At 58.2% G+C, this 22328-nt stretch carries 19 protein-coding genes; 4 read left to right on the forward strand and 15 right to left on the reverse strand.

Going from position 1 to position 22328, the window contains the following annotated elements; genetic code table 11:
• Positions 1–3: 3 nt before the first annotated feature.
• The 3 genes from AC2FF8_RS06230 to AC2FF8_RS06240 are packed head-to-tail and all read right to left on the reverse strand — an operon-like array spanning position 4 to position 3442.
• Positions 4–1608, reverse strand: coding sequence for a 5-guanidino-2-oxopentanoate decarboxylase (locus AC2FF8_RS06230; protein WP_496879198.1), 1605 nt, complete (start codon positions 1606–1608; stop codon positions 4–6).
• On the reverse strand, positions 1605–2789 hold the full coding sequence (locus AC2FF8_RS06235) for a pyridoxal phosphate-dependent aminotransferase (RefSeq protein ID WP_496879199.1): 1185 nt from the start codon (positions 2787–2789) through the stop codon (positions 1605–1607). The genes AC2FF8_RS06230 and AC2FF8_RS06235 overlap by 4 nt, the downstream gene beginning before the upstream one ends.
• Positions 2786–3442 (reverse strand): TetR/AcrR family transcriptional regulator, encoded by a 657-nt coding sequence (locus AC2FF8_RS06240; protein WP_174818450.1) that lies wholly within the window; start codon positions 3440–3442, stop codon positions 2786–2788. The genes AC2FF8_RS06235 and AC2FF8_RS06240 overlap by 4 nt, the downstream gene beginning before the upstream one ends.
• A 77-nt stretch (positions 3443–3519) precedes the next feature.
• Here AC2FF8_RS06240 and AC2FF8_RS06245 point away from each other — a divergent pair, with 77 nt between their 5' ends.
• From AC2FF8_RS06245 to AC2FF8_RS06260, 4 genes are read left to right on the forward strand one after another with little or no spacing between them, the layout of a single operon-like run.
• Positions 3520–4317, forward strand: coding sequence for an ABC transporter ATP-binding protein (locus AC2FF8_RS06245; protein ID WP_496879200.1), 798 nt, complete (start codon positions 3520–3522; stop codon positions 4315–4317).
• Positions 4318–4359: 42 nt separating this feature from the next.
• Positions 4360–5124 (forward strand): transporter substrate-binding domain-containing protein, encoded by a 765-nt coding sequence (locus AC2FF8_RS06250; protein WP_170346003.1) that lies wholly within the window; start codon positions 4360–4362, stop codon positions 5122–5124.
• A 9-nt stretch (positions 5125–5133) separates the two neighbouring features.
• Positions 5134–5886 carry an ABC transporter permease gene (locus AC2FF8_RS06255; protein WP_117872369.1) on the forward strand — a complete coding sequence of 251 codons (753 nt, stop codon included), beginning with the start codon at positions 5134–5136 and terminating at the stop codon, positions 5884–5886.
• Positions 5883–6680, forward strand: coding sequence for an ABC transporter permease (locus AC2FF8_RS06260; protein ID WP_170346002.1), 798 nt, complete (start codon positions 5883–5885; stop codon positions 6678–6680). Before AC2FF8_RS06255 ends, AC2FF8_RS06260 begins: the two co-directional genes overlap by 4 nt.
• 298 nt (positions 6681–6978) lie before the next feature.
• Here the strand turns inward: AC2FF8_RS06260 and AC2FF8_RS06265 are convergent, their stop codons facing one another.
• The 12 genes from AC2FF8_RS06265 to AC2FF8_RS06320 all read right to left on the reverse strand — a co-directional run bounded on the left by AC2FF8_RS06265 (position 6979) and on the right by AC2FF8_RS06320 (position 22244).
• Positions 6979–7734 (reverse strand): ABC transporter ATP-binding protein, encoded by a 756-nt coding sequence (locus tag AC2FF8_RS06265; protein ID WP_170346001.1) that lies wholly within the window; start codon positions 7732–7734, stop codon positions 6979–6981.
• 9 nt (positions 7735–7743) lie between these two features.
• The gene (locus AC2FF8_RS06270; protein ID WP_170346000.1) at positions 7744–8499 is read right to left on the reverse strand and encodes an ABC transporter ATP-binding protein; all 756 of its coding nucleotides are present in this window, start codon (positions 8497–8499) and stop codon (positions 7744–7746) included.
• A gap of 10 nt (positions 8500–8509) precedes the next feature.
• On the reverse strand, positions 8510–9715 hold the full coding sequence (locus AC2FF8_RS06275) for a branched-chain amino acid ABC transporter permease (protein WP_170345999.1): 1206 nt from the start codon (positions 9713–9715) through the stop codon (positions 8510–8512).
• Positions 9716–9718: 3 nt separating this feature from the next.
• Positions 9719–10750 carry a branched-chain amino acid ABC transporter permease gene (locus tag AC2FF8_RS06280; protein ID WP_496879201.1) on the reverse strand — a complete coding sequence of 344 codons (1032 nt, stop codon included), beginning with the start codon at positions 10748–10750 and terminating at the stop codon, positions 9719–9721.
• Positions 10751–10855: 105 nt separating this feature from the next.
• Positions 10856–12202: a substrate-binding protein gene (locus AC2FF8_RS06285; protein WP_170345997.1), complete on the reverse strand. Its 1347-nt coding sequence runs from the start codon at positions 12200–12202 to the stop codon at positions 10856–10858.
• Between the two features lie 579 nt (positions 12203–12781).
• A complete protein-coding gene (locus tag AC2FF8_RS06290) occupies positions 12782–13768 on the reverse strand; it encodes a zinc-dependent alcohol dehydrogenase family protein (RefSeq protein ID WP_496879202.1) in 987 nt (328 codons plus the stop codon).
• A gap of 272 nt (positions 13769–14040) precedes the next feature.
• The gene (locus AC2FF8_RS06295) at positions 14041–15834 is read right to left on the reverse strand and encodes a PHA/PHB synthase family protein (protein WP_496879203.1); all 1794 of its coding nucleotides are present in this window, start codon (positions 15832–15834) and stop codon (positions 14041–14043) included.
• A gap of 187 nt (positions 15835–16021) precedes the next feature.
• Positions 16022–16399, reverse strand: a complete 378-nt coding sequence (locus AC2FF8_RS06300; protein ID WP_480683642.1) for a SnoaL-like domain-containing protein — start codon at positions 16397–16399, stop codon at positions 16022–16024.
• Between the two features lie 293 nt (positions 16400–16692).
• Complete coding sequence (locus AC2FF8_RS06305) at positions 16693–17541, reverse strand: ABC transporter six-transmembrane domain-containing protein (protein ID WP_496879204.1); 849 nt, start codon at positions 17539–17541, stop codon at positions 16693–16695.
• Positions 17542–17547: 6 nt separating this feature from the next.
• Positions 17548–17967, reverse strand: a complete 420-nt coding sequence (locus AC2FF8_RS06310) for a DUF2141 domain-containing protein (protein WP_480683640.1) — start codon at positions 17965–17967, stop codon at positions 17548–17550.
• Positions 17964–21092, reverse strand: coding sequence for an efflux RND transporter permease subunit (locus tag AC2FF8_RS06315; protein WP_496879205.1), 3129 nt, complete (start codon positions 21090–21092; stop codon positions 17964–17966). Before AC2FF8_RS06315 ends, AC2FF8_RS06310 begins: the two co-directional genes overlap by 4 nt.
• Before the next feature lie 3 nt (positions 21093–21095).
• Positions 21096–22244, reverse strand: coding sequence for an efflux RND transporter periplasmic adaptor subunit (locus AC2FF8_RS06320; protein WP_496879206.1), 1149 nt, complete (start codon positions 22242–22244; stop codon positions 21096–21098).
• Between the last annotated feature and the right edge of the window lie 84 nt (positions 22245–22328).

Below are 22328 nucleotides of genomic sequence, written 5' to 3' on the forward strand. Positions count from 1 at the left end.
GTTTCAATCTCTCTGAGGTTCGAATTTCGGAGCGGTGACTTCGATCATCGCGGGCCCGTCCAGGGCCGCCGTTTCGCGTAACGCTTGTGCGACGGCCTGAGGGTTATCGGGAACCCTGGTGTGTGGAATGCCAAAGGATCTGGCTGTCGCTGCAAAATCGGGGGGTGTGGGGTCACATCCAACGACCGTCACACCTGCATCCTGCATCGATGTGGCGATTTCCCGGTACCCGTGATTGTTCCAGATCACGAACGTGACCGGCAGGTTTTCGTCTACTGCGGCCATTGCTTCCGGCATTGAAAACTGCGCTCCGCCATCGCCGACGATGCATATTACCCGCGCCGTTGGATCGGCAATCGACGCGCCGATGGCGGCGGGTATGCCATAGCCGAGCGCACCATACCCCGTTGCCGCATTGAACCAGCCACCTGTCCGGTCGTGGTCATAGTAAAGATTGCCGGCATAAATGGGCTGGGTGGAATCCCCGACCATCAGAGCATTCGGAGACGCAGAGCGCATCGCATTCAGTATCTCCACCTGTTTGCGATAATCCGGGCCGATCTCCTGCCAGGCCGCGTCGCGCGTTGATCTGGCACGTTCCGCACCGTCGCTTTGCCGTGCCCTCTGCGGCAGGGCCTCATACAGTGCTGGCACAACCAGGTCGACGTCGCCTTGAATGGCAATCGTTGCCTCATGCCGTGAAAGCTGATCGCTGCACCGTTCAACCCGTATCAGGCCGGACAGTTTCGCAACCTGACCGGTGGCATACATGTCATAATCGGTTGGCCCAAGCTCGGTTCCCAAGGCCAGAACGCAATCGGCGCTTTCCAGCAATGCGCGCACCGCCTTCAGGCTGGGGCTGGCCGGAACGGTCAGAGCGTGCCCGTGCATCAGGCCGCGCGCATTGACGGTTTGCACAACAGGGGCATCCAGGGCTTCGGCCAGTGCTTGCAATCCCGCCTCGGCACGTTTCGCCCCGCCGCCCGCCAGAATGACGACTTTCTTTGCGTCAGTCAGTTGCCCTGAGGCCTGCCTGATCAAAGCCGAGTTGACCGGAGGATCAGGGTCAGGCGTCTCGACTGCTGTTTCCTGATATTCCGCCGCTGCGATATCCAGCGGGACCTCTATATGTACCGGCCCGGGGCGACCGTTGGTGAAGTTGTGAAAAACACGCGCCAAGACCGGGTCCAGAGCGCCGGGGCCGGTGACCTGTTCGGACACCAACGCAACCGTTTTCGCCAGCCCCATTTGGTCTGGCAATTCGTGCAGATGCCCCAAACCCTTGCCAAGCGATCCGGTTTTGTTGACCCCGGACACCACCAGCATCGGTATTGAATCGGCCCGCGCCTGCGCCATCGGCGTCAGCGTATTGGTCAATCCGGGGCCGGTGATCACAAAGGCAACACCCGGCTTGCCCGCCACACGCGCATAGCCATCGGCCATGAAACCCGCTCCCTGTTCGTGTCTGGGCGTAACATGTCGTATGCCAGAAGCGGCAAGCCCTCGGTACAGTTCCACCGTGTGAACGCCTGGTATTCCAAAGACGCAGGTCACATCCCTTTGGCAAAGCTTGGCAACCAGAGCTTCGCCAATTGTCATACCGCTCATGCGACCTCACGTGATTTGCTGTTGGCGTGATCGATGATACGGGAAACCGCAGTTCCAAAGTCCGTGTCACTGATCGTCAGGGCGACCCGCACCCAGTCCTTCAGGCTGTCCCCAAAGGCGGACCCCGGCATGACGGCCACCCCGGCCTGTAGCAGGTCCCAGGCAAAGGCTTCGCCATCCAGCCCGGTGGCAGAGACATTGATGAGTGCGAACATTCCCGCCTCGGGCCGGTGAACTTTCAGATCCGTTTCCGCTTCAAGACGATCGGCCAGCAGGGTCGCGCGGCCAGAAAAGCGGGCGGCCATGCCGGGGGCAACCTCGGACCCGTCGCAGATCGCTTTTTCGGTCATGTCCGCGATGAAAGGCTGATTGCCAAAAAGCATGGTCTCGGAATAGGGCAGCAGCGCTTCGCAGAACGCGGCGGGCCCGACACACCAGCCACTGCGGAACCCCGGAGCGGCATGAGATTTCGAAATGGATGATACGCCAATGACACGATCCGCAAGTTCCGGATCCGCCAATGGAGAAACAAATCGGGCACCGTCAAAGATCAATTCTTCATAAACCTCGTCCGAGATGATCCACAAGTCATGCGCAATCGCCAGCTGCCCGATCTCGGCAATGTCCGCGGCGGTCAGGATCGCGCCCGTCGGGTTATGCGGCGTAGTCAGAAGAATGGCACGGCTGCGCGGAGTGATGCGGGCCGCGATATCTGCGGCCTGCATGCGAAACCCTTTCTCGGGCCGCAGCGGTACGGGCACCCTCTCGGCCCCAGATGCGCGAACGACACCTTCATAGGTCGCGTACATCGGATCGCCGACCAGCACTTCGTCGCCCGACTCTGCGACCCCGGCCATGGCTGCAAACAGGGCGGTCTGCGTCCCGGGAAAGCACAGAAAATTCTCAGGTCCGAATGCCCGCCCACGCGAGGCAGAGTAGCGCGCAGCCAGCGCGTCTAGCAGTCCGGCTTCTCCGCGCCCATTGGAATACCCTGTCCGTTGCGCCCGCAATGAGGTTACGGTGGCTTCGACCAATGCGTCCGGCACGGGCACGTCCGGTTCTCCTATCGTCATTTCGACGATATCCGCTCCGGCCTTGATAAGGTCGCGCGCTTTCAGGTGCACGCCCCATTTGGCGCCCCCCAAGCCCGCCAACCGTTCTGTCACGGATGTGGTCTTCATGACTGCTCCACTTCTTTGGTCAATGGAATCCCGACGATGGCGCTGACGGAATCCAAACCGATCTGCGCCAGTTGGCCTTCGGAAAAAGCATCCGGAAGCGCGCCCCCTTCAAGCCACAGGCCGTCGATCACCGCGTTGCAGGCGATGGCCAGTTGCATTGCCTCTGACGCATCAACCGAACGCCCAGTTTCTTGCAGCGCAGCAACGATCAGCTTCTCGAGGTGATCCCGGAAATAGTTGTAGGTTTGCTGGTGAATGCGCTGCATTTTCGGGTCATGCTGCACCTTGTTCAGGAACCCTGCCCACAAGGCCACAGCGCTTGGATCGACGATTGGCGGTCGCAGTGACGCGTCGACGAAGTTGGTCAGCCGAGAAACCGCGCTTCCCTTTCCTGAAGAAGCAGCTGTCTGGTCTGTCAGCGTATTCATGTGGTGCTCATACGCCGCCTGAACCAGGTCTTCCTTGGATGAGAAATAGTGCCGGATCAGCCCTTGGGTCACGTTCGCGCGGGCTGCGATCTCACGCACTGTGGCGCCCCGAACGCCCATCTCGGCGATCAGATCCAAAGTCGCCAGAATCAGCGCCTCGCGGCGAAACTCGGCAGACTCACGTTTGAATTTGCGGCTGTCGTCCTGCACGTCAGTGTCATCCATGGCATGGAGTTATTATACACTTGCATAATTGCGAGATTCGGGGCTTACTGCAAGCTGAAATCAGAAGATTCTTGGATATGGACACAGCCAAAGCAGTTTCACCCGCACCCGAAGCAACCACGCCCGACGAGGCGATCAAGGTTGAGGATCTGCACAAATCCTTTGGCACGCTGGAGGTTTTGAAAGGCGTATCCCTGACCGCAAACAAGGGGGATGTTGTTGCCATTATCGGGGGGTCAGGCTCTGGAAAATCCACCATGCTGCGCTGCATCAACTTTCTGGAAACGCCGAGTTCAGGAAAGATCAACATTGGCGGCGAACTGGTTGAAATGCACGTGGATGGCAGCCCTTCCAACCGCCGTCAGATCGAACGTATCCGCACACGGCTGGCCATGGTCTTCCAGCAGTTCAATCTGTGGACACACCGTACGCTTTTGGAAAACGTGATCGAAGTGCCCGTGCATGTCCTCAAGGTGCCGAAGGCAGAGGCGATCGCGCGGGCGCATGAACTGCTGAAGAGGGTGGGCCTCGGCGACAAGGCCGACACCTATCCGGCCTATCTTTCGGGTGGTCAGCAACAGCGCGCCGCCATCGCCCGGGCGCTTGCGGTCGATCCTTCGGTGATGCTTTTCGATGAGCCCACGTCGGCGCTTGATCCCGAGCTTGTTGGCGAGGTTCTGACCGTGATCCGCGATCTTGCCGCCGAAGGGCGCACAATGCTGCTTGTCACCCATGAAATGAAATTTGCACGCGAAGTCGCAGACCACGTTGTCTATCTCTTCGAGGGCCGTATCGAAGAGCAGGGCCCACCTGCCGAGGTCTTCGGCAACCCGAAATCAGAACGCTTGAAGCAGTTCCTCAGCTCGGTCGCCTGATCCGGAAAAACAACACATAATGAACCAAAAGGGAGTATCAAAATGAACATCAAGAAACTGCTCGCGTCCGGCCTTGCCGCCGCTGTCCTTTCGGCTGGTGTCGCCAGCGCCGAAGAGGTCAAGATCGGCATCGCGGCCGAACCTTATCCGCCCTTCGCGTCGCTGGACAGCTCAGGCAACTGGGTCGGTTGGGAGATCGATGTCATCAATGCGGTCTGCGCCGCCGCGGAGCTTGACTGTGTCATCACACCGGTGGCCTGGGACGGTATCATCCCGTCGCTGACCGGACAGCAGATCGACGCCATCATGGCATCAATGTCGATCACCGAGGAGCGGCTGAAAACCATTGATTTCAGCGATCCTTACTACAACACACCTGCCGTCATCGTCGCGGACAAATCGATGGATATCGAAGCGACCCCCGAGTCGCTGGCCGGTAAGGTTGTCGGCGTTCAGGCTTCGACCATCCATCAGGCTTATGCACAGGAATACTTCAAGGATTCCGAGCTGAAAGTTTATCAGACTCAGGATGAGGCCAACCAGGACCTGTTCGCAGGCCGTATTGACGCCACACAGGCCGACAGTATTGCCATGGCGGACTTCGTGAACTCGGATGCCGGGGCATGCTGTGAAATCAAAGGCGCCGTCGCAGATGATCCGGCTATCCTGGGGCGAGGCGTTGGCGCCGGTGTTCGCAAGGGCGATGATGACCTGCTTGCAGCGCTGAACAAGGGCATCGCGGCAATTCTCGCCGATGGAACGCACGAGAAGATCACCTCGAACTATTTCTCGGCCAGCATCTACTAAGCGGCTGCTGTGACCGGACTGTTGGAATCGCTTGGATTGGCGCAGAGCGCAGAGCTACTGTCGCTGTCGCCACCGGGTTGGGGGGGCAATCTGCTGCGCGGATTGTCCCACTCATTGCAGATCGCTTTTGGTGCATATGCGCTCGGCCTCGTGATCGGATTGTTCGGAGCCTATGGCAAACTATACGGTGGGAAGGTCACGCGCGATCTTCTTGCCATTTACACGACCGTGATCCGGGCCGTGCCGGAACTGGTCCTGATCCTGATCCTGTATTACGTGGGATCTGACATCATCAACAAAATCTCCGCTGCAATGGGTGGAGGCCGGGTCGAGGTCAATGGCGTCGCCGCGGGCATTTGGGTTCTCGGCGTTGTTCAGGGCGCATACGCAACCGAGATTCTGCGCGGAGCCATTCAGGCGGTTCCACCCGGACAGATCGAGGCGGCCAAATCCTACGGGATGCCCGCATTCATGACCATGCGGCGTGTCACGATCCCCGCCATGATGGGTTTTGCTGTACCCGGTCTGGCCAACTTGTGGCTGATTGCCACCAAGGACACTGCACTGCTCGCGGTCGTGGGGTTCAACGAACTGACACTGGAAACCCGGCAGGCCGCCAGCAGCACCCGGGCCTATTTTACCTTCTTTCTGGCAGCGGGTTTTCTCTACCTCATGGTCACTCTCTTTTCGGGTGGTATCTTCGCGCGGATCGAGAAATGGGCGCGTCGCGGTCAACCTTCTCTGAAAGGAGGTGGCAGATGATCGACCTCAGGTCCTTGATGCAACCCCATCGGATCGTGATGATGCTGATCTTTGCCGGGATCGTGATCTGGTGTGCCATGTCTTTGCGATGGGACTGGTTGCCAAAATACGCCCCGCTTGCCTTGCAGGGGATCTGGACCACGCTCTGGCTGCTTGTTGTCACCGTCGTTCTCGGATTTCTGCTGGCCGTACCACTCGGGTTGGCCCAGGCCGTTGGGCCCTGGTACCTTGCGGCCCCGGCCAAGGCGTTTTGCACCATCATTCGGGGCACACCTCTGCTTTTGCAGCTTTGGTTGCTGTATTATGGCCTCGGCTCATTGTTCCCTCAATTCCCATGGATACGATCGTCCGAGCTTTGGCCGTATCTGCGTCAGGCCTGGCCTTATGCGGTGCTGGCTTTAACGCTTTCTTATGCCGGCTATGAAGGTGAGGTGATGCGCGGAGCCTTCAAAGGCGTCGCCAAAGGTCAGCTGGAGGCGGCAAAGGCGTTTGGCATGCCAAGGCTGACGATGTTCCGCCGCATCTGGTTGCCGCAGGCAATTCGCAATGTCCTGCCGACCCTAGGCGGTGAAACCATTCTCCAGTTGAAGGCGACGCCCTTGGTTGCCACGATTACGGTGGTTGATATCTATGCCGTGTCATCCCGGGTGCGGTCCGACACGTTCATCATCTACGAGCCGCTCATCCTGCTGGCCGTATTCTACATTCTCGTTGCTGGTATTATTGCCCTGATGTTCCACTGGCTGGAAGTGAAGGTGCTGGGAACCGGAAGCCGCAATGGGTCTGCCGGATAATACCAGCCGGAAGTGAAGCGAGACCCACGGCCCCGCTCCGGACACAGGTTTCGTCGGCGCGTTTTCAGACCGATTGAAACCATGGGCACACGGTCAAGACGGGTGCCCGGAATGGCTTGGGGAAGGTTCGGCTTGCAGCCCTTGCGACGTAGGTACCGGCAACCCGGGACTGGTGCCTGGCCTTCTTATCCATTGCACAACGACCTGGAACACCGCGCCGCAATCGTCTGGTCGGCGCAGTGGCGGATGTCACGAACTGATCGTGCCCATTGGCTCTGTTTGCCAATCAGAACAACGCTCAGATCGCCAGATATTCCTCACGAAGACTGGTGTCCTCAAGCACTTCTTTTGCCGTTCCGTCGAACACGATGGTCCCGGTATCAAGGATGATCGCGCGGTCCGCCAGCTCCAAAGCGCGCACGGCGTTCTGTTCAACGATGATCGTTGTCATACCCTGCTGCTTGACGTGTATGAGGGTTTTTTCGATTTCGTCGACAATGACAGGCGCCAAACCTTCATAGGGTTCATCCAAAAGCAGCACTTTGATGTCCCTGGCAAGAGCCCTGGCGATCGACAGCATCTGCTGTTCGCCACCCGACAGTGTAATCCCTTCCTGCTTCCTGCGCTCTCCGAGACGCGGAAACAGCTCGTAAAGCCGTTCAAGGGACCATCCGATCGGAGGCGCAATCTGTGCAAGTTGCAGGTTTTCTTCGACTGTCAGGCCGGGAATGATGCGTCTGTCTTCCGGTACAAGACCAAGGCCCACTGCCGCCGCTTCATAGCTTGTCATGTTGTGCAGCGGCTTGTGGTCCAACCAGATTTCGCCATGTCTGACTTCTGGATCTCCAACTCTCGCGATCGAACGCAGCGTCGAGGTCTTGCCCGCGCCGTTGCGTCCAAGAAGGGCAAGAATCTCGCCTTCATGTACGTTGAAGCTGACGCCCTGCACGATGTAGCTTTCTCCATAGTAGGAGTGCATGTCCCAAACGGAAAGAAACGCAGGGGCGGTGCTGGCCAGATTGGCGTTTTTCGAAAAGTCAGGTTTCTCGTTCATAGCTTTTCCTTACGCAGCCTCGCCCAGATAGGCCTCGCGAACCTTTGGGTTTCCGCGGATGTTTTCAGGAGTATCTTCAACCAAAGGCGTGCCCTGGGCCAGAACAGTGATGCGTTCGGCAAGGCTGAAGACGACATGCATGTCATGCTCGATGATCGCGATGGTGATATCGCGTTCATCCTTGATCTGTTTCAGCAGGTCGATCGTGTTGTTGGTATCCGCCCTCGCCATCCCCGCCGTCGGTTCATCCAGCAGCAACAGCCGCGGATTCTGGCTGAGGCACATGCCGATCTCGAGCCGTCGCTTGTCGCCCCGCGACAGCGAGGCCGCGTGCATCTCACGCTTGTCGGCCATGTTCATCTCTTCCAGCATCGCTTCGGCCTGTTCGACAACAGCCTTTTCGTTGGCGATGGTTTCATAAGCATGCATCCGGAACGCCCCATCCCGCATGGCGAAGATCGGAATCAGCATGTTCTCCATCACCGTCAATTCACCAAAAATCTCTGGTGTCTGAAACACGCGGCTTATGCCCATCTGGTTGATCTGGAAGGGCTCAAGCCCCAAGACCGAGGCGTTGTCGAACAACACGGACCCGGTGTCTGGCATGAGCTTGCCGACCAGACAATTCAGCAAGGTCGATTTGCCCGCCCCATTGGGCCCGATGATTGCGTGAACCGAATTCTCCTCGACGCTGAGATTCACATCCGTGAGTGCCTTGAGGCCGCCGAAGCGCTTGCTGACGTCTTTGACTCTTAGAATTGCCATGGCTCGCCCCTTATTCCGCCGGTTCCGTTTTACCCGACGTCGCGTCGTCGGATTTTGATTTCTTGCGCTTGAGCCGGTTCAGCAAACGCTGACCACCTTCGACAAGACCACCCGGCAGGTAGATAACGACAAGCATGAAAAGAATGCCCAGTGTCAGATGCCAGCCCTTGCCGATGAACGGATGGATCACGAATACCACCGCGTCCTCCAGCCCGTCAGGCAGGAATGCAAACCAGCTGTGCAACACGTTGTCGTTGATCTTCGAGAAGATGTTTTCGAAATACTTGATGAAGCCTGCACCCAGCACCGGACCGATCAAGGTTCCCGTGCCGCCCAGGATCGTCATCAGAACGACCTCGCCCGATGCGGTCCACTGCATCCGTTCGGCACCTGCCAGCGGGTCCATTGCGGCCATCAGCCCACCAGCCAGGCCGGCATACATGCCCGAGATGACAAATGCCGCCAGCGTGTACGGTTTCGAATTCAGGCCGGTATAGTTCATCCGCTGCTGGTTCGACTTCACCGCCCGCAGCATCATCCCGAAAGGTGAACGGAAGATTCGGATCGCCAGATAGAAGACCACCATCATAATCACCGCGCACAGATAGTATCCCGCGTTGAAGTCAAAGCTCCACGCGCCCACGTCCATCGTGTAGGTCGCGCGCATCGGCAGGCCGAACAGATGCGGCAGATCCGGCGAGTTCGCCCCTTGCAGGATCTGTGGATCATCCGCGTAAACCTGCAATCCCGTTTCCCCGTTCGTCAGGTTGAACTTGGGGTTGGACAACACCGAATAAGCCAACGCAAAGCTCATCTGCGCGAAAGCCAGCGTGAGGATCGAAAAATAGATGCCCGACCGGCGCAGGCTGACAAACCCGATCAGCAAAGAGAACACTCCGGCGACCACAACGCTGAGTGCGATAGCCGGGATGATGTTGTAGCTCAGCAGCTTGAACATCCATACGGCGGAATAGGATCCAACGCCCAGAAAGGCCGCGTGTCCGAATGACAGGTATCCGGTAAGGCCGAACAGGATGTTGAAGCCGATGGCAAAGATGCCAAAGATCACGAAACGTTGCATCAGGTCCGGATAGCCCGCGTTGAATTGCGCCATGGCGCTGCCTTCGGGGAACGGATTCAGGATGAAGGGCGCCAGCATCGTAAGGATGCCGACGATGATCAGCAGGCTGGTGTCTTTTTTGTTCAGTCCCAACATCGATTATTCCTCCATCACGCCTTTGCGTCCCATCAAACCGCGCGGGCGTGTGAGCAGCACAATAATGGCAACAAGGTAGATGATGATTTGGTTGATGCCCGGGATCGTCGTCGTGGCCCAGGTCGTAGAGGCGAAGCTTTCGAGAATGCCCAGCAGAAAGCCAGCCAGCACGGCACCGGGAAGAGACCCCATGCCGCCAACGACAACCACAACGAAACTGAGGACCAGAAAATCCATCCCCATGTGATAGTTGGGCGGGTTGAGCGGCCCGTACATGACGCCCGCCAAACCGGCCACCGCGGCAGCAATACCGAACATGATCGTAAAGCGCCGGTCGATGTTGATCCCCAGCAAGCCCACAGTTTCGCGATCCGCCATGCCGGCGCGCACAACCATGCCGAAGGTGGTGAATTGCAGGAATGAGAAGACGGCACCGATTATGGCGACCGCAAAGCCGAAATAAACCAGGCGCCAGATCGGGTAGATGATCGCGTTGGGATCAAACCCGATCATTGTGCCAAGGTCGATAGAGCCACTCAGCGCGTCGGGCGGCGGGGTCTGGATGGGGTTGGCACCAAAGAAATACTTTACGATTTCCTGCAACACGATCGCCAGGCCGAACGTGACAAGGATCTGGTCTGCGTGGGGGCGTTTGTAGAAATGCTTGATAAGCCCGCGTTCCATCACATAGCCAACCGCCAGCATGATCGGGATCGCAAACAGGATTGCCAATGGAACGGACCAGTCGATGATCGTCGCCCCGAACTCCGGGCCGAACCATGCTTGGACATAAGGTGTTTCCACTTTCAGCGGGTTGCCAAGAAAGTCGGTTTGGGTCTCGTCGATGGTTACAAAGCTCAGGTTCATGAGCTTTTGCAAAGTGACGGCACAGAACGCGCCGATCATGAACAGGGCCCCGTGGGCAAAGTTCACAACGCCGAGCGTCCCGAAAATAAGCGTCAGCCCCAGCGCAATCAGCGCATAAGCCGACCCTTTGTCCAGACCGTTCAGAATTTGCAATAGGATGGCGTCCATTGGCCCACCTCAGGGTTGGTCAGTGTGAATTGAGTGGCACAACAGGATCAACCCTGCTGTAGATGTCTGGCCACCATTTTGGCAGCCAGACTTTGATACGAGGCTTTATGCGCCCGGGTTGCACTCACCCAATGCGCCACCGGCGAACATCGGATGCTCCGGATCGTATTCGACCTGCGCGCGTGGCGTGATCTCGACGATCTCCAGAGTGTCATAGGCGTTGGTCGGGTTCATGTTGCCACGCACGACCAGCACATCCTTGAAGCACTGGTGATCCGCGCCGCGATACCAGGTCGGGCCGTTGCCCAGGCCGTCGAACTCGAAGTCTTCCAGCGCTTCCGCAACACCGCATGGGTTGAATGTACCGGCACGCTCGCAAGCATCCGCATAAAGCAGAACCTGTGCATAGCAGGTCTGGGCCGAGTTGGACGGCGGCTTGCCGTATTTCTCGCCGAAGGACTTCACGAAAGCCTTGGTGCCTTCATCCTGCAACTGCCAGTTCCAGTTCATCGAACCCAGCACGCCCTTGATGTTCTCGCCCGCACCGGCGGCCATCAGTTCCGAATACAGCGGCACGACGATCTTGAAGTCCTTGCCGTTGGCGACCTTGTCGAGCAGGCCGAACTGAATCGCGTTGGTCAGCGAGTTCACCATGTTGCCGCCATAGTGGTTCAGAACCAGAACGTCCGCGCCCGAGTTCAGAACCGGAGTGATGTAGGACGAGAAGTCTGTTGACGCGAGTGGCGTTTTGACGGTGTTGACCGTTTCCCATCCCAGGGCTTCGGTCGAGGCGACGATCGACTCTTCCTGGGTCCAGCCCCAGTTGTAGTCAGCCGTCAGGTGATAGGCGCGGCGGTCGTTGCCCATCTCGGCGGCCAGCACCGGCGCAAGCGCAGCGCCCGACATGTAGGCGTTGAAGAAATGGCGGAAACCATTGGCCTTCTTGTCCTTGCCGGTGGTGTCGTTGGCGTGGGTCAGACCTGCCATAAAGATCACACCTGCTTCTTGACACAGGCCCTGAACCGCAACGGCCACGCCCGAGGACGACCCGCCGTTGATCATGATCGCACCGTCTTTTTCGATCATCGACTTTGCAGATGCACGCGCGGCGTCCGACTTGGTCTGGGTGTCACCTGTGACGAACTCGACCTTCTTGCCGAGGATGCCATTGCCCTTCAGCGCCTTCGACGTGAAGGTGTTCAGGCAACCGCCGTCGCCCTCTCCGTTCAGGTGTTCCACCGCCAGCTGTTGCGCCAGCAGCTCGTCATTTCCCTCTTCCGCATACGGCCCGGTTTGGGGAACGTTGAAGCCCAGGGTCACGGACCCTCCGGTTGGTTCGTTGGTGTAAGCGGCAGCCGACGAAGCCGTGAAGATCGTAGGCAGGGCCAGACCGGTGCCTGCAACGGCACCAGACTTCAACACGCCGCGGCGTGTGACAGATTTGTTGGTCATTAATTCCTCCCATTTCCCTTTCTCTCGTCGTCTGGCTCCTCTTCCAGCAGACGAAAGCGCACTTATGTGCATTTCAATAATGGAAACGCGGTGGAAAATTTCACAACAAATTACTGGATTTGAAACAAAATTTTGTAAACGTCTTGACGAAATTCAAAATCATTTGAAAAACTCTCTGGCATTGAATAATTTAAATATATATTTTTCATATATTTAAATGTAAATATAGACGACGCAATTGCCAGACATGACAGCAATGTTCGTTCACTGCTGCGCCAAAAGACGATTTCCCATGCAAAGCCAGCCTTTTCAACACGTTGAATGGAAACAAGCTCTCTGCCCCTCCCTCATCTGACGGTCCAGTTTGATTGTTGTTGGCGCAAGATCGTCCACGGGGCGGCCGGTATGATTGTGTCCGGCGCGGGTGGGCGGCATCCCAGCGCAATGAGCAGTCTTTCATGTTCCGGTGTTTCGTCCATTCCACGATCAGGATCCGTTTGCCCGAGCCACCCCACGGATTTCGGACACTGACGTCAGCTGTGACTTGCCGAGCCGGCGCGCGGCGCGACCGACCTTTGGTCAGGGAACCAAAACCGCTGCCCCTTGCAATCGCCCGGCGCTCAGATCCGCGAGGGCTGTGTTTGCGTCCTTCAGTGAATATCTTTGTGTCCGTGTCTGGATACCTGCGGCTTGGGCCATTGCAAAAAACTCCTCACCATCCTGACGCGTCAGGTTTGCGACAGACAGGATTTGACGTTCCCCCCAAAGATCGCTGTAGGGAAAGGATGGAATGTCGCTCATGTGAATTCCGCCGCAAACCACCCGGCCGCCCTTGCGGACAGCTTGCAGGGCTTTGGGCACAAGGGCACCGACAGGTGCGAATATGATTGCAGCATCCAGTTCCACCGGTGGTCGTTCGTCGGACCCACCAGACCAAACCGCGCCAAGATCACGCGCAAACTTCTGCGCCTCGATATCCCCGGGCCGGGTCAGCGCATATACTTTCCGGCCCTGCCAGACGGCCAGTTGTGCAAGGATATGCGCGGCGGCTCCGAATCCATAAAAGCCGATACTCCTGGCATCCTGCGCCATTCGCAGACAGCGAAATCCGATAAGCCCGGCACATAACAACGGTGCCAGTGCAACCGGATCGGCAACCTCTGGCAGGGCAAAGACATACCGTGCATCCGCAAGGCAGGCTTCGGCAAACCCTCCGTTTCGCGTGTATCCCGTGAACACCGGCGCGTCACACAGGTTTTCCTGCGCGCGGTGGCAATAAGGACATCGACCACAAGTGGACCCAAGCCACGGCACGCCCACGCGCTGACCGGTTTCCAGCCCTGTTACAGCATCTCCCTTTCGCAGGACCCGTCCCACGATTTCGTGGCCCGGAACCAGTGGAAGTTCAGGATGTTCGAGGTCACCATCGACGATGTGCAGATCCGTGCGACAAACACCACAAGCCTCGATCTGGATCTGGATATCATGATCGCCCGGCGCCGGAAGTTCGATGTCTTCCAGTCTCAGCGCACGGCCGACCTCGTTCAAAACCATTGCGCGTGTCATGGTCCAACTCTCCAGATATGTCCGCCCGTGGTCATCTGTGTATTGCCTCTTTTCGTTGCAAATTGCGGGCTCGGCCTTCGACAAAGCCGCAAATTTGGCACAGGGTTCCGACGACCTGCACGATAACACAACTGCGCCGCAGCAAGGCTTGATCCATCGCAAAGTCCCGGATCCAACCGAGCGACCAAAACCTCGGTTGCACCCGAAGGACTTGTTCGGGTGTCCAAGTGTGATTGACCAGGCAATGAGGGGTCAGACCTTCGCCACCGGTTTCAGGTCTGATGAATGTAGCTGCCCGGCGCTTTGGGCAGGTTTTCGGCCCCTCTTCGTTTTCCGCCCATCGGCGGCGGCGCAGTTTCGCCCGATGAACGGTCTTTGATCCAATCCACCATCGCAGGCCACCAGGAACCTTGCTTTTCCTTGGCCGACTCAAACCACTCATCCGGCGAGGTATACAGCGCGTCCGCCGGCCTGTGGCCCAACCGATAGTGGCGGTGCTTGTGCCCCGGTTCGCTCAGGATACCGCCATTATGACCGCCGTTGGTCAGCACGAAGGTGAGGTCTCCGTCGGTAAACAGCCGGATTTTGTACACTGATCGCCACGGAGCAATGTGGTCGGATTCCGTTCCGACCACAAACATGGGAACGCGAATGTCCTTGAGCGCGACGACCCGCCCTTCGACGGAAAAGCGCCCAGCGCTCAGCCGGTTTTCCAGGAACAGACCGCGCAAATATTCGGAATGCATTCGCGCCGGCATCCGGGTCGTGTCATTGTTCCAGACGGTCAGATCCGTAGGCAGGTCGTCTTCACCCAGAAAATAGCGGCGCACAGCCCGGGCATAGATCAGATCTTCGGCGCGGATTGTCGTGAAAGTTCGCGTCATCTGAGGGCGGTCAAGATAGCCCTGCAACCACATCAGATCTTCGACAAAAGCGACCTGACTGTCATCGATAAACAGCAAAAGCTCACCGGCTTCGGCAAAATCAACCTGCGCCGCCATCAGCGTAACGCTTGCAAGCCGGTCATCACCATCGCGTTGCATCACCGCAGCTGCAATCGCCAGAAGTGTGCCCCCCAGGCAATAACCATTGGCGTGGATCTTTTTACCCGGAACGGTTTTCTCGATGGCCTCGATCGCGGCTATGACACCGTTCAGGCGATAATCCTCAAGGCTGAGATCAGCCTGATCAGCCGTGGGATTGACCCAGGAAATCATGAAAACGGTAAAGCCCTGCTCGACCAGATACCGCACCATGGAATTTTCCGGAGAAAGGTCGAGCACATAGTATTTCATGATCCAAGCAGGCACGAAAAGGATCGGTTCCGCCTGCACGCGCTTGGTGCGCGGTGTGTATTGAATCAGCTCGAACAGCGCGTTGCGATAAACGACCCTGCCGGGAGTGGCGGCAATGTCTTTACCGATTTCATAACCCTGAGGGGCAGGTTCGTGCTGTTGCGTTATGGTATGGGCAACATCCTCAAGAAAGTGGGCGGCGCCCTCCATCAAATTGCGACCGCCGGTCTGGAACGTGCGATTGATGATTTCCGGGTTCGACCACGGGAAGTTCGAAGGAGAGACAAGATCAAGTGCCTGGCGAACCTGAAATTGCGCCCGTTCGGCGTCACGGGGGGCGATGCCCGGCATTTCGTCCGTTGCGGCCTGCCACCAATCCTGTGCGCTCAGAAAAGCCTGCTGCCAAAGGGAAAATGGCGCCTTTTGCCAGCCGGGCGCATTGAAACGGTGATCCTGCTTGCGTGGCTGAAAAGGTGGAGCGGCCCTCGCACCGGTCGCCATCTCGCTGGCATAGACCCAGAGTTTGGCCGTATCGCGTGCTGCACGCTCTGTCAGTTCAAGCTGGCGTCCGGGGGAACGACCCAGGTGCAGGGCCCAATCCATCCAGGTGGCCATTATCGAATGCGGGGAAACACCGGCTGTGGCACGGGCAAGGGCCGCGCGCGTTGCGCGGTCAAGTTTCTCATAGGGGTGTGGCGGGGCATTCTTGCCGGTATCTGCCGCGCAAACCCCGGCCTCGGCAGACAGCTTGTCAGGTGAGAGTTTGGTCATCTGGGTTCTCCGATCCGGGCAGAGTGCTAAAACGCTGCAAACCTAAGCCTATGTGCCCACCAGGCCCCGAGGCGACCAGTCAACCGCCCGTTTTCTGATTGGACGTACCTGTTTGCACACCGGACCAGGCGAGGCGTCCTGAAATGGCCGCGAGCGCTTGGGATCCCGTGTTACCAGGAACCGTTCGCTATTTTGGCAACATAAAGAACTCTTCCAGTACAATCTTGCCATCCTCAACGGAATAAATGGCAATCTCGCTAAGGTTCATCCTTTGTCCGGTGTCTTTCTGCACGACCTCGGCATTGAAACGCACCCCAAAGCGATTGGGCGGATGAACAAAAGGACCGTCCGCCGTAAGTGTCAGGATATCATGTGTTTTCAGCCAGTCTTCCCGTTTTGCCTTGATGGCGTCGCGGCCCTTTGTGATCCGAAATTGCCGTACCGGAGGCACAACCGCCTCTATGGACTGAGCGTTTTCCGCGTACATCTCGTCAACGCTTGCCAAGCCATTGCGATCACGCATCGCCTGAACAAACGCCCGCCCAATTTCGACTAGTCTTTCCATGCAAGACCTCCTGATACGTTGGTGACTGTATCTCGGCGGGCCGCGTTCAACCTTGACAAAGATCAAAATGAGACGACCCTGCAAAGATTGGCCACATGGCTTGCTTCGGAACAGGCAGAACAGTGCCTTGCAGATTTGGACGCAGCAAGTCGCCGTCAATTGTCGGGCAAGATGTGTCCCTGCGGGTCTTGGCGCATCTTCACTCCTTGACGGTTATGATGAGCCTGAAATCCTCCGCTACACAATCAATACAATCTGTTCCATGGGTGCTGATGGGCTTCATGCAAATCGGATCAACCTCTCTGCAATCGGACTGTGATTTCGGACAGCCGGGACCAGGATTGGAACGTGATCGGCAAAGCAAGTGCGGCTTCAGAAAACTCCCATGAATAGCTGACAATCGAAAAAATCATTCCAGGTGTCGCATCCAGGTTCTGCGTCGCGAACCACAGGTTGAACAGGATCAGACCTATCAGCAGAACGAAGATCACACCGTACAGGAAGGCTTCGGTATCCGAGAGCTTCACTTCGAAACGACGCAGTTTCGTCAGGTGGACAAGCACCGGGCGGTTGCGGCGCCGTTCCAGAACGCTGACCTGATGTTCCATCTGCTCATTCAGCGCAGGGTTCCATCGCCAGAACGTCGAATGAAACAGGGCGTAGATGCATATCATTCCAACAAGCACCCCACAGGCTGACAGAGCCAGCACCGGTGAGAAGTAAAACAGCAACACTGCTGAGACGACGAACTGCATGATCCCTGAAATTGCCGAAGGCAGGATCTCTTCCAGAAAGTCGGCCAGTTCGCGCCCCATTCCGATCCGGGCGTTCAGCGAAGAAATCGGCAGGTTTGAAAAACGCGCAGCAAGCGCCTTGCCCAGCTCGACGCGGATCGTTCCGTAGACACGCGTATCGTATATCCGCCGGATCACGCCGATCAGCGTGAGGGTGACCATAAGAGCACCCAAATGCACAAAGGGCTGAAACTGTCCGCTTAGCAATCCATCTATGGCAAAGCCGATAAACAGCGGGATCAACACGGACAACACAGTTTCCGACAGTATCAGAAACCAGGTGATCCCGACACGCCACCGAAACACGCTCAGCAACGCGCCGATCGTCAGTTTTCTATCCCTCAACATGCGGCATCACGGATCATAGTGGACACGAACGCGGACATCGCCTGGCCAGACCGAGGCGGCCTTGAAATCAGGCATGTCCTGAGGGTTCGGGGCGCCGGTTGAACCCAGCCCCTCCAAAAGCTTCGTCTCGGTCATGTTCAGGTCTTCGTCCTTGTTTTCGTCGTGAAACAGCAGCACCGCATAGGGGCCCGCGGTCAGGTCGGGAAACTCATGGCTGACGCTGCCTTTGCGGGACGGAACCTGGGCGTAGTCAATCGCGCTCTGGACATCCAAACCGTCAAAGGCGCGCGCGTCGTCGAAAACAAGGATCACAATGTTTCCCTTGGCATTGCGGATACCTTCCACGGTCACGTTCAGACCATCAGAGGCGGCAGGCGCTGCAAGCGCCATCAGGGCAATTGCGGGGGCCAGAATGCTACGTGTCATGACTGTGTCCTTTCTCCGGAAGGGTGCGGCGGGACTGGCTTGAAGACGACAAGAACATCTTCGGCAATGGCGATCAGCACGGGCACCAGCAGCAGCATGAGGGCGGTGCCGAACAGTTCGCCAAAAGCCAGAGAGATGGCGGCAGGGATCAGATACTGCGCCTGTTCCGAGGTTTCCGTCAGCAAGGGCAGCAGGCCGATCACCGTCGTTGCGGTGGTCAGAAAGATCGCCTTGAAACGTCCGATACCAGCGCTTGTCAGCGCCAGGTTCACGGGCTGGCCTTCCTCGCGCGCCTGATTGTATCGGGTGATCATGACCAGGCTGTCGTTCACGATCACGCCGGTCAGCGCCAGCATGCCGAAGAACGAAAACAGCGACAGCGACACATCCATGATCAGGTGCCCGACCGCAGCCGCGATGAAACCAAAGGGCACGATGGCCAGAATGACGAAAGGTTGCCAATAGCTTCTCAACGGCACGGCCATCAACACATAGATCAAAACGGCGGCCAGCAGCAGCGCACGTTTCAAGCCACCGCTGATGTCGGCCATCTCTTCCAGTTCGCCGGCGGGCAGAACTGTGACGCTCGGGTACTTTTCGCGGAGTTTCGGAACCAGCTGTTCGAACACCGCCTGACCAACCTCTTCGGGGGCAACACGGTCACGGTCGATGGACGCGGCCACGTTGTTCATGCGCTTGCCATCGCGGCGATCGACGGTGCCAGAGGTGTAGGTGCCCTGGATTTCGGCAACCGTCTCAAGCGGCACCCAGGCACCGGATGCGCTGCGCAACTGGGTCTGCATCAGATCGGCGAGCGTATCGCGGTTTTCCCGCGCGTTCTGCACGACCACGCGGATTTCGGACCCGTCGCGCCGGACCTTGGTCACTTCGGCCCCGCCGAACCCATAGCCGATTTGTTTGGCCAGGGCCTCGGCGTTGAAGCCAAGGTGCCGCGCGTCCGGGCGCAGGCGGAGTTTCAGTTCGGGCTGGCCGCCCGCCAACCCATCCCGAACATTCGCCACGCCATCGATGTTCGACAGGAAGTCTTTCATTTCGGCACTGGCCTGTTGCAGCAGGTCTTCGTCTTTGGACGCCAACCGGATGCGGAACCCTCCGGCGAGTGTTTCCGACCCGGTGAACTCCAGTTCGGTGGCGCCTTCGACCGCTCCGACCCGGTCGCGCCAATCGCGAACCACGGAAAGGATCGGAACATCCGGTCGTTCGACCACTGGGATCATCTCGGCATATATTTGCGCGTTTCCTGCGCCGTCGATGATGCTGAACACCGTCTGAACGGGCGGCGTGGCCATGCCCGCGCCCTCGGCAAGCTCGGCGTTCAGATCGTTCAACACAGTTTCAATCCGGTCCACGTTCGCGCGGGTCAGCGCAAAGGGCGCGCGGGCGTCCATTTCCAGGTTCATCGTGATGATTTGACCGGGCACTTCGGGAAAGAACACCGTTCTGATCTTGCCCTTGTACATCAGCCCAAGCCCCAGCGTCGCGGCGGCGACGAACAGGATCAGTACGGCATAGCGCTGCCGCACCGCGGCGACAAGCAAGGGCTGATAGATGCAATCCCGCACCCAGTCCAATCCGCCCTGCGCGGTATCCTGTACGCGGCCCCAGAGGCGGGTCAGCAGGTACCTGCGCTCTTGCCCCATCGAAATCTGCGCCAGATGGGCGGGCAGGATGAACTTGCTTTCGATGAGCGAAAAGATCAGCGTCAGGATCACGATCCCCGCGAACCCGGCCAGCACCTTGCCCAACGGGTTGTCGATCAGCAGCATCGGGAAGAACGCCGCGATTGTCGTCAGCACGCCGAAGACCGTTGCGACCGCCACGCGGTGCACGCCGCGTTCGGTGTCCTGGATCGGGTCCTTGCCCTTTCGGCGTTCCTCGAAAACGCTTTCTCCGACCACTACCGCATCATCGACCAGAATGCCCAGGGCGATGATCAGACCAAAGGTGGTGACATCGTTCAGTGAATAGTCCACCCATTTTGAACCCGAAACGGCCATGGCCCCCATGACCGAAACCGGAATGCCCATGGCGACCCAGAAGGCCAAGCGCACGTTCAGAAACACCGACAGCATCAAAGTCACAAGGATCAGCCCCTGCACCCCGTTGGACCGCAACAGCGCCAGCCGGTCCGAGATATAGCCGGCGCTGTCGCCCCAGACCCCGACCTGAACCTGCGACGGCAATTGGCGGCTGAACTCATCCACCGTGCTGCGCACGACATCACTGATCGTCAGCAGGTTCTCTTTCTGCCCGACCAGAACTTCCATCCCGACGGTTGGCTTGCCGTTCAGCCGAAACAGATACTCGCCGTCCAGAAACCCGTCTTCGATCTTGGCGATATCACCCAAGGGCACAAAAGACCCGTCGTCACGTTCAATGATCGGCAGGGCCGCGTATTCGGGAGCGTATTTGGCGCGATCATCGGCCCGCAGATAGATCGTGCCGCCCGCGGTCCGCAAACGGCCTGCCTGAAATGTCACCGAGTTTTCCTCGATTGCGCGGGTCACATCCGCCACGGTCAGGCCATAGTGGCGCAGCAGTGCAGGATCGATTTCGATGCGCAGTTCCCGCGGGATCAGACCCCAGATTTGCAGCCGGGACAATTCCGGTTGCGCCAGCAGCTCTTCCTTCAGGCGCTGCGCCAGGCTCTGCAATGTGGCCGGGTCCGTTTCGCCGTAAAGGTTCAGATACAGCGCCGGAAAATCGAAACCCGACGCTTCGATCACAGGGCGGCGCGCAGTATCGGGCAGATCGGTCAACCCATCGACCCGAATGCGGACCCGATCCAGAACGGCTTGCAGTTTCTGGCCACCCGCGCGGCGGACGGTCACGACACTCAGGTCGTTTTGGGATCGTGAAGTCACACTGCGCACGCCCTCCAGCCCTTCCAGCGCCTGCTCAACTTTCCGGGTCACCAATTCATCGACCTGTTCGGCAGTGGCGTCCGGGAACTCGATCGAAATCGTAACGCTTTCCGCAGGAATGCGAGGGAAGCCCTCGATCCGAATACTCAGCAGCGTTTGCACCCCAAGAAAGAGGATCAGCGCCATCATCAGATTGGCGGCGACAGGATTGCGGATAAACCAGGATGTCAGCGCGTGCATGGCTCAACCCCCATCCGACAGCGGCGTGACACGCTGACCCGGCAGAAACGAGGCCAGAGGTGTCTTGGCCACGCGCCATGGGCCGCTCCCTTCGGGGGCCCGTATCGTGAAAGCACCTTCGCTGCGGAACAGGATGTTCGGGCTGAACCTCTGAAGGTGGTCGTTTTCATCCACAAGCCAAATGTACCCCGCACGCGTCAGGGCGCTTTCCGGCAGGGTCACGGTGTCGGCAATTTGCCGTCCGGGAATGTGCACCTTCAGAAAGTCTCCGGCGAGTATACCGTCACCGGGGTTTGCGACGTCCAAGAAGACGCGCACCTGTCGTGTGTCCTGATCCAGAAACCCGCCACCACGCCGGACGCGTGCCTGCCCCAGGCTTTCGCCCGAGCGATGCGTCAGTTCAGCAGTAACGCCAGAGATCGGATGATCGAACAGCGCCCAATCCGCTTGGCTGAACCCGGCAACCAGTTCGAATTGTCGGTTGTCCGACAGGTGTATCAGGGGATCGCCCGGGTTGACCGTCTGGCCAAGGCTGGCAAAGCGACGAGTGACAAAGCCTGAAAACGGAGCAACGACTTCGGCGTCCTTCAGATCATTTCTCGCCGCATTCAGGCGCGCCTGCGCCGCTGCAACGGTTTTTTCGGCAACGCGCAATTGCGGCAGGTTCACGGCCAGTTCGTTTGGCGGTTCCACCCCATCCCGATCGAACTGCCGTTTCGCGACGGTTACGTTGTTCTGCGCGCGCAACAGTGCAAGTTCCGCTCGCTCAAGCTCCATCTCAGCGGCTGCAACGGCGCTTTGATAAGGGGCATTTTCTATTGAAAACAAAGGGTCGCCCCGTTCCACCTGTGTCCCGGCCAAAGCGCCGGCATGCACTTCGGTGATGCGCCCGGACACAGCAGATCGCAGCTCGGCATCCCAACGAGGCCGAACTTCGGCAAATGCAGAAACACGCGCCTGCACGGTTTCCGGAACAACGGTTACGACAGAGACGGTCGGTGGCAGAGGCGAGATGTTCGTTGCCTGAACATCAATTGTATCCTCCGTGTCAAACAACAGGATGACGATCGCCACAAACAGCACCAGGGACAATCCAATCCAGAGCCATCGCCGAATTGGCCTTTGCTGAGCTTCCGAAGTTTTGTCTGTCATTGTCCTGTTTTTCCTGATCCGCCTGATCCATTGCGCCTTGCGGGGCACGATTGGATGTTGTATACTATGAACGATCGTTCGTTC

This window comes from Ruegeria sp. YTSA144 (assembly GCF_059610125.1).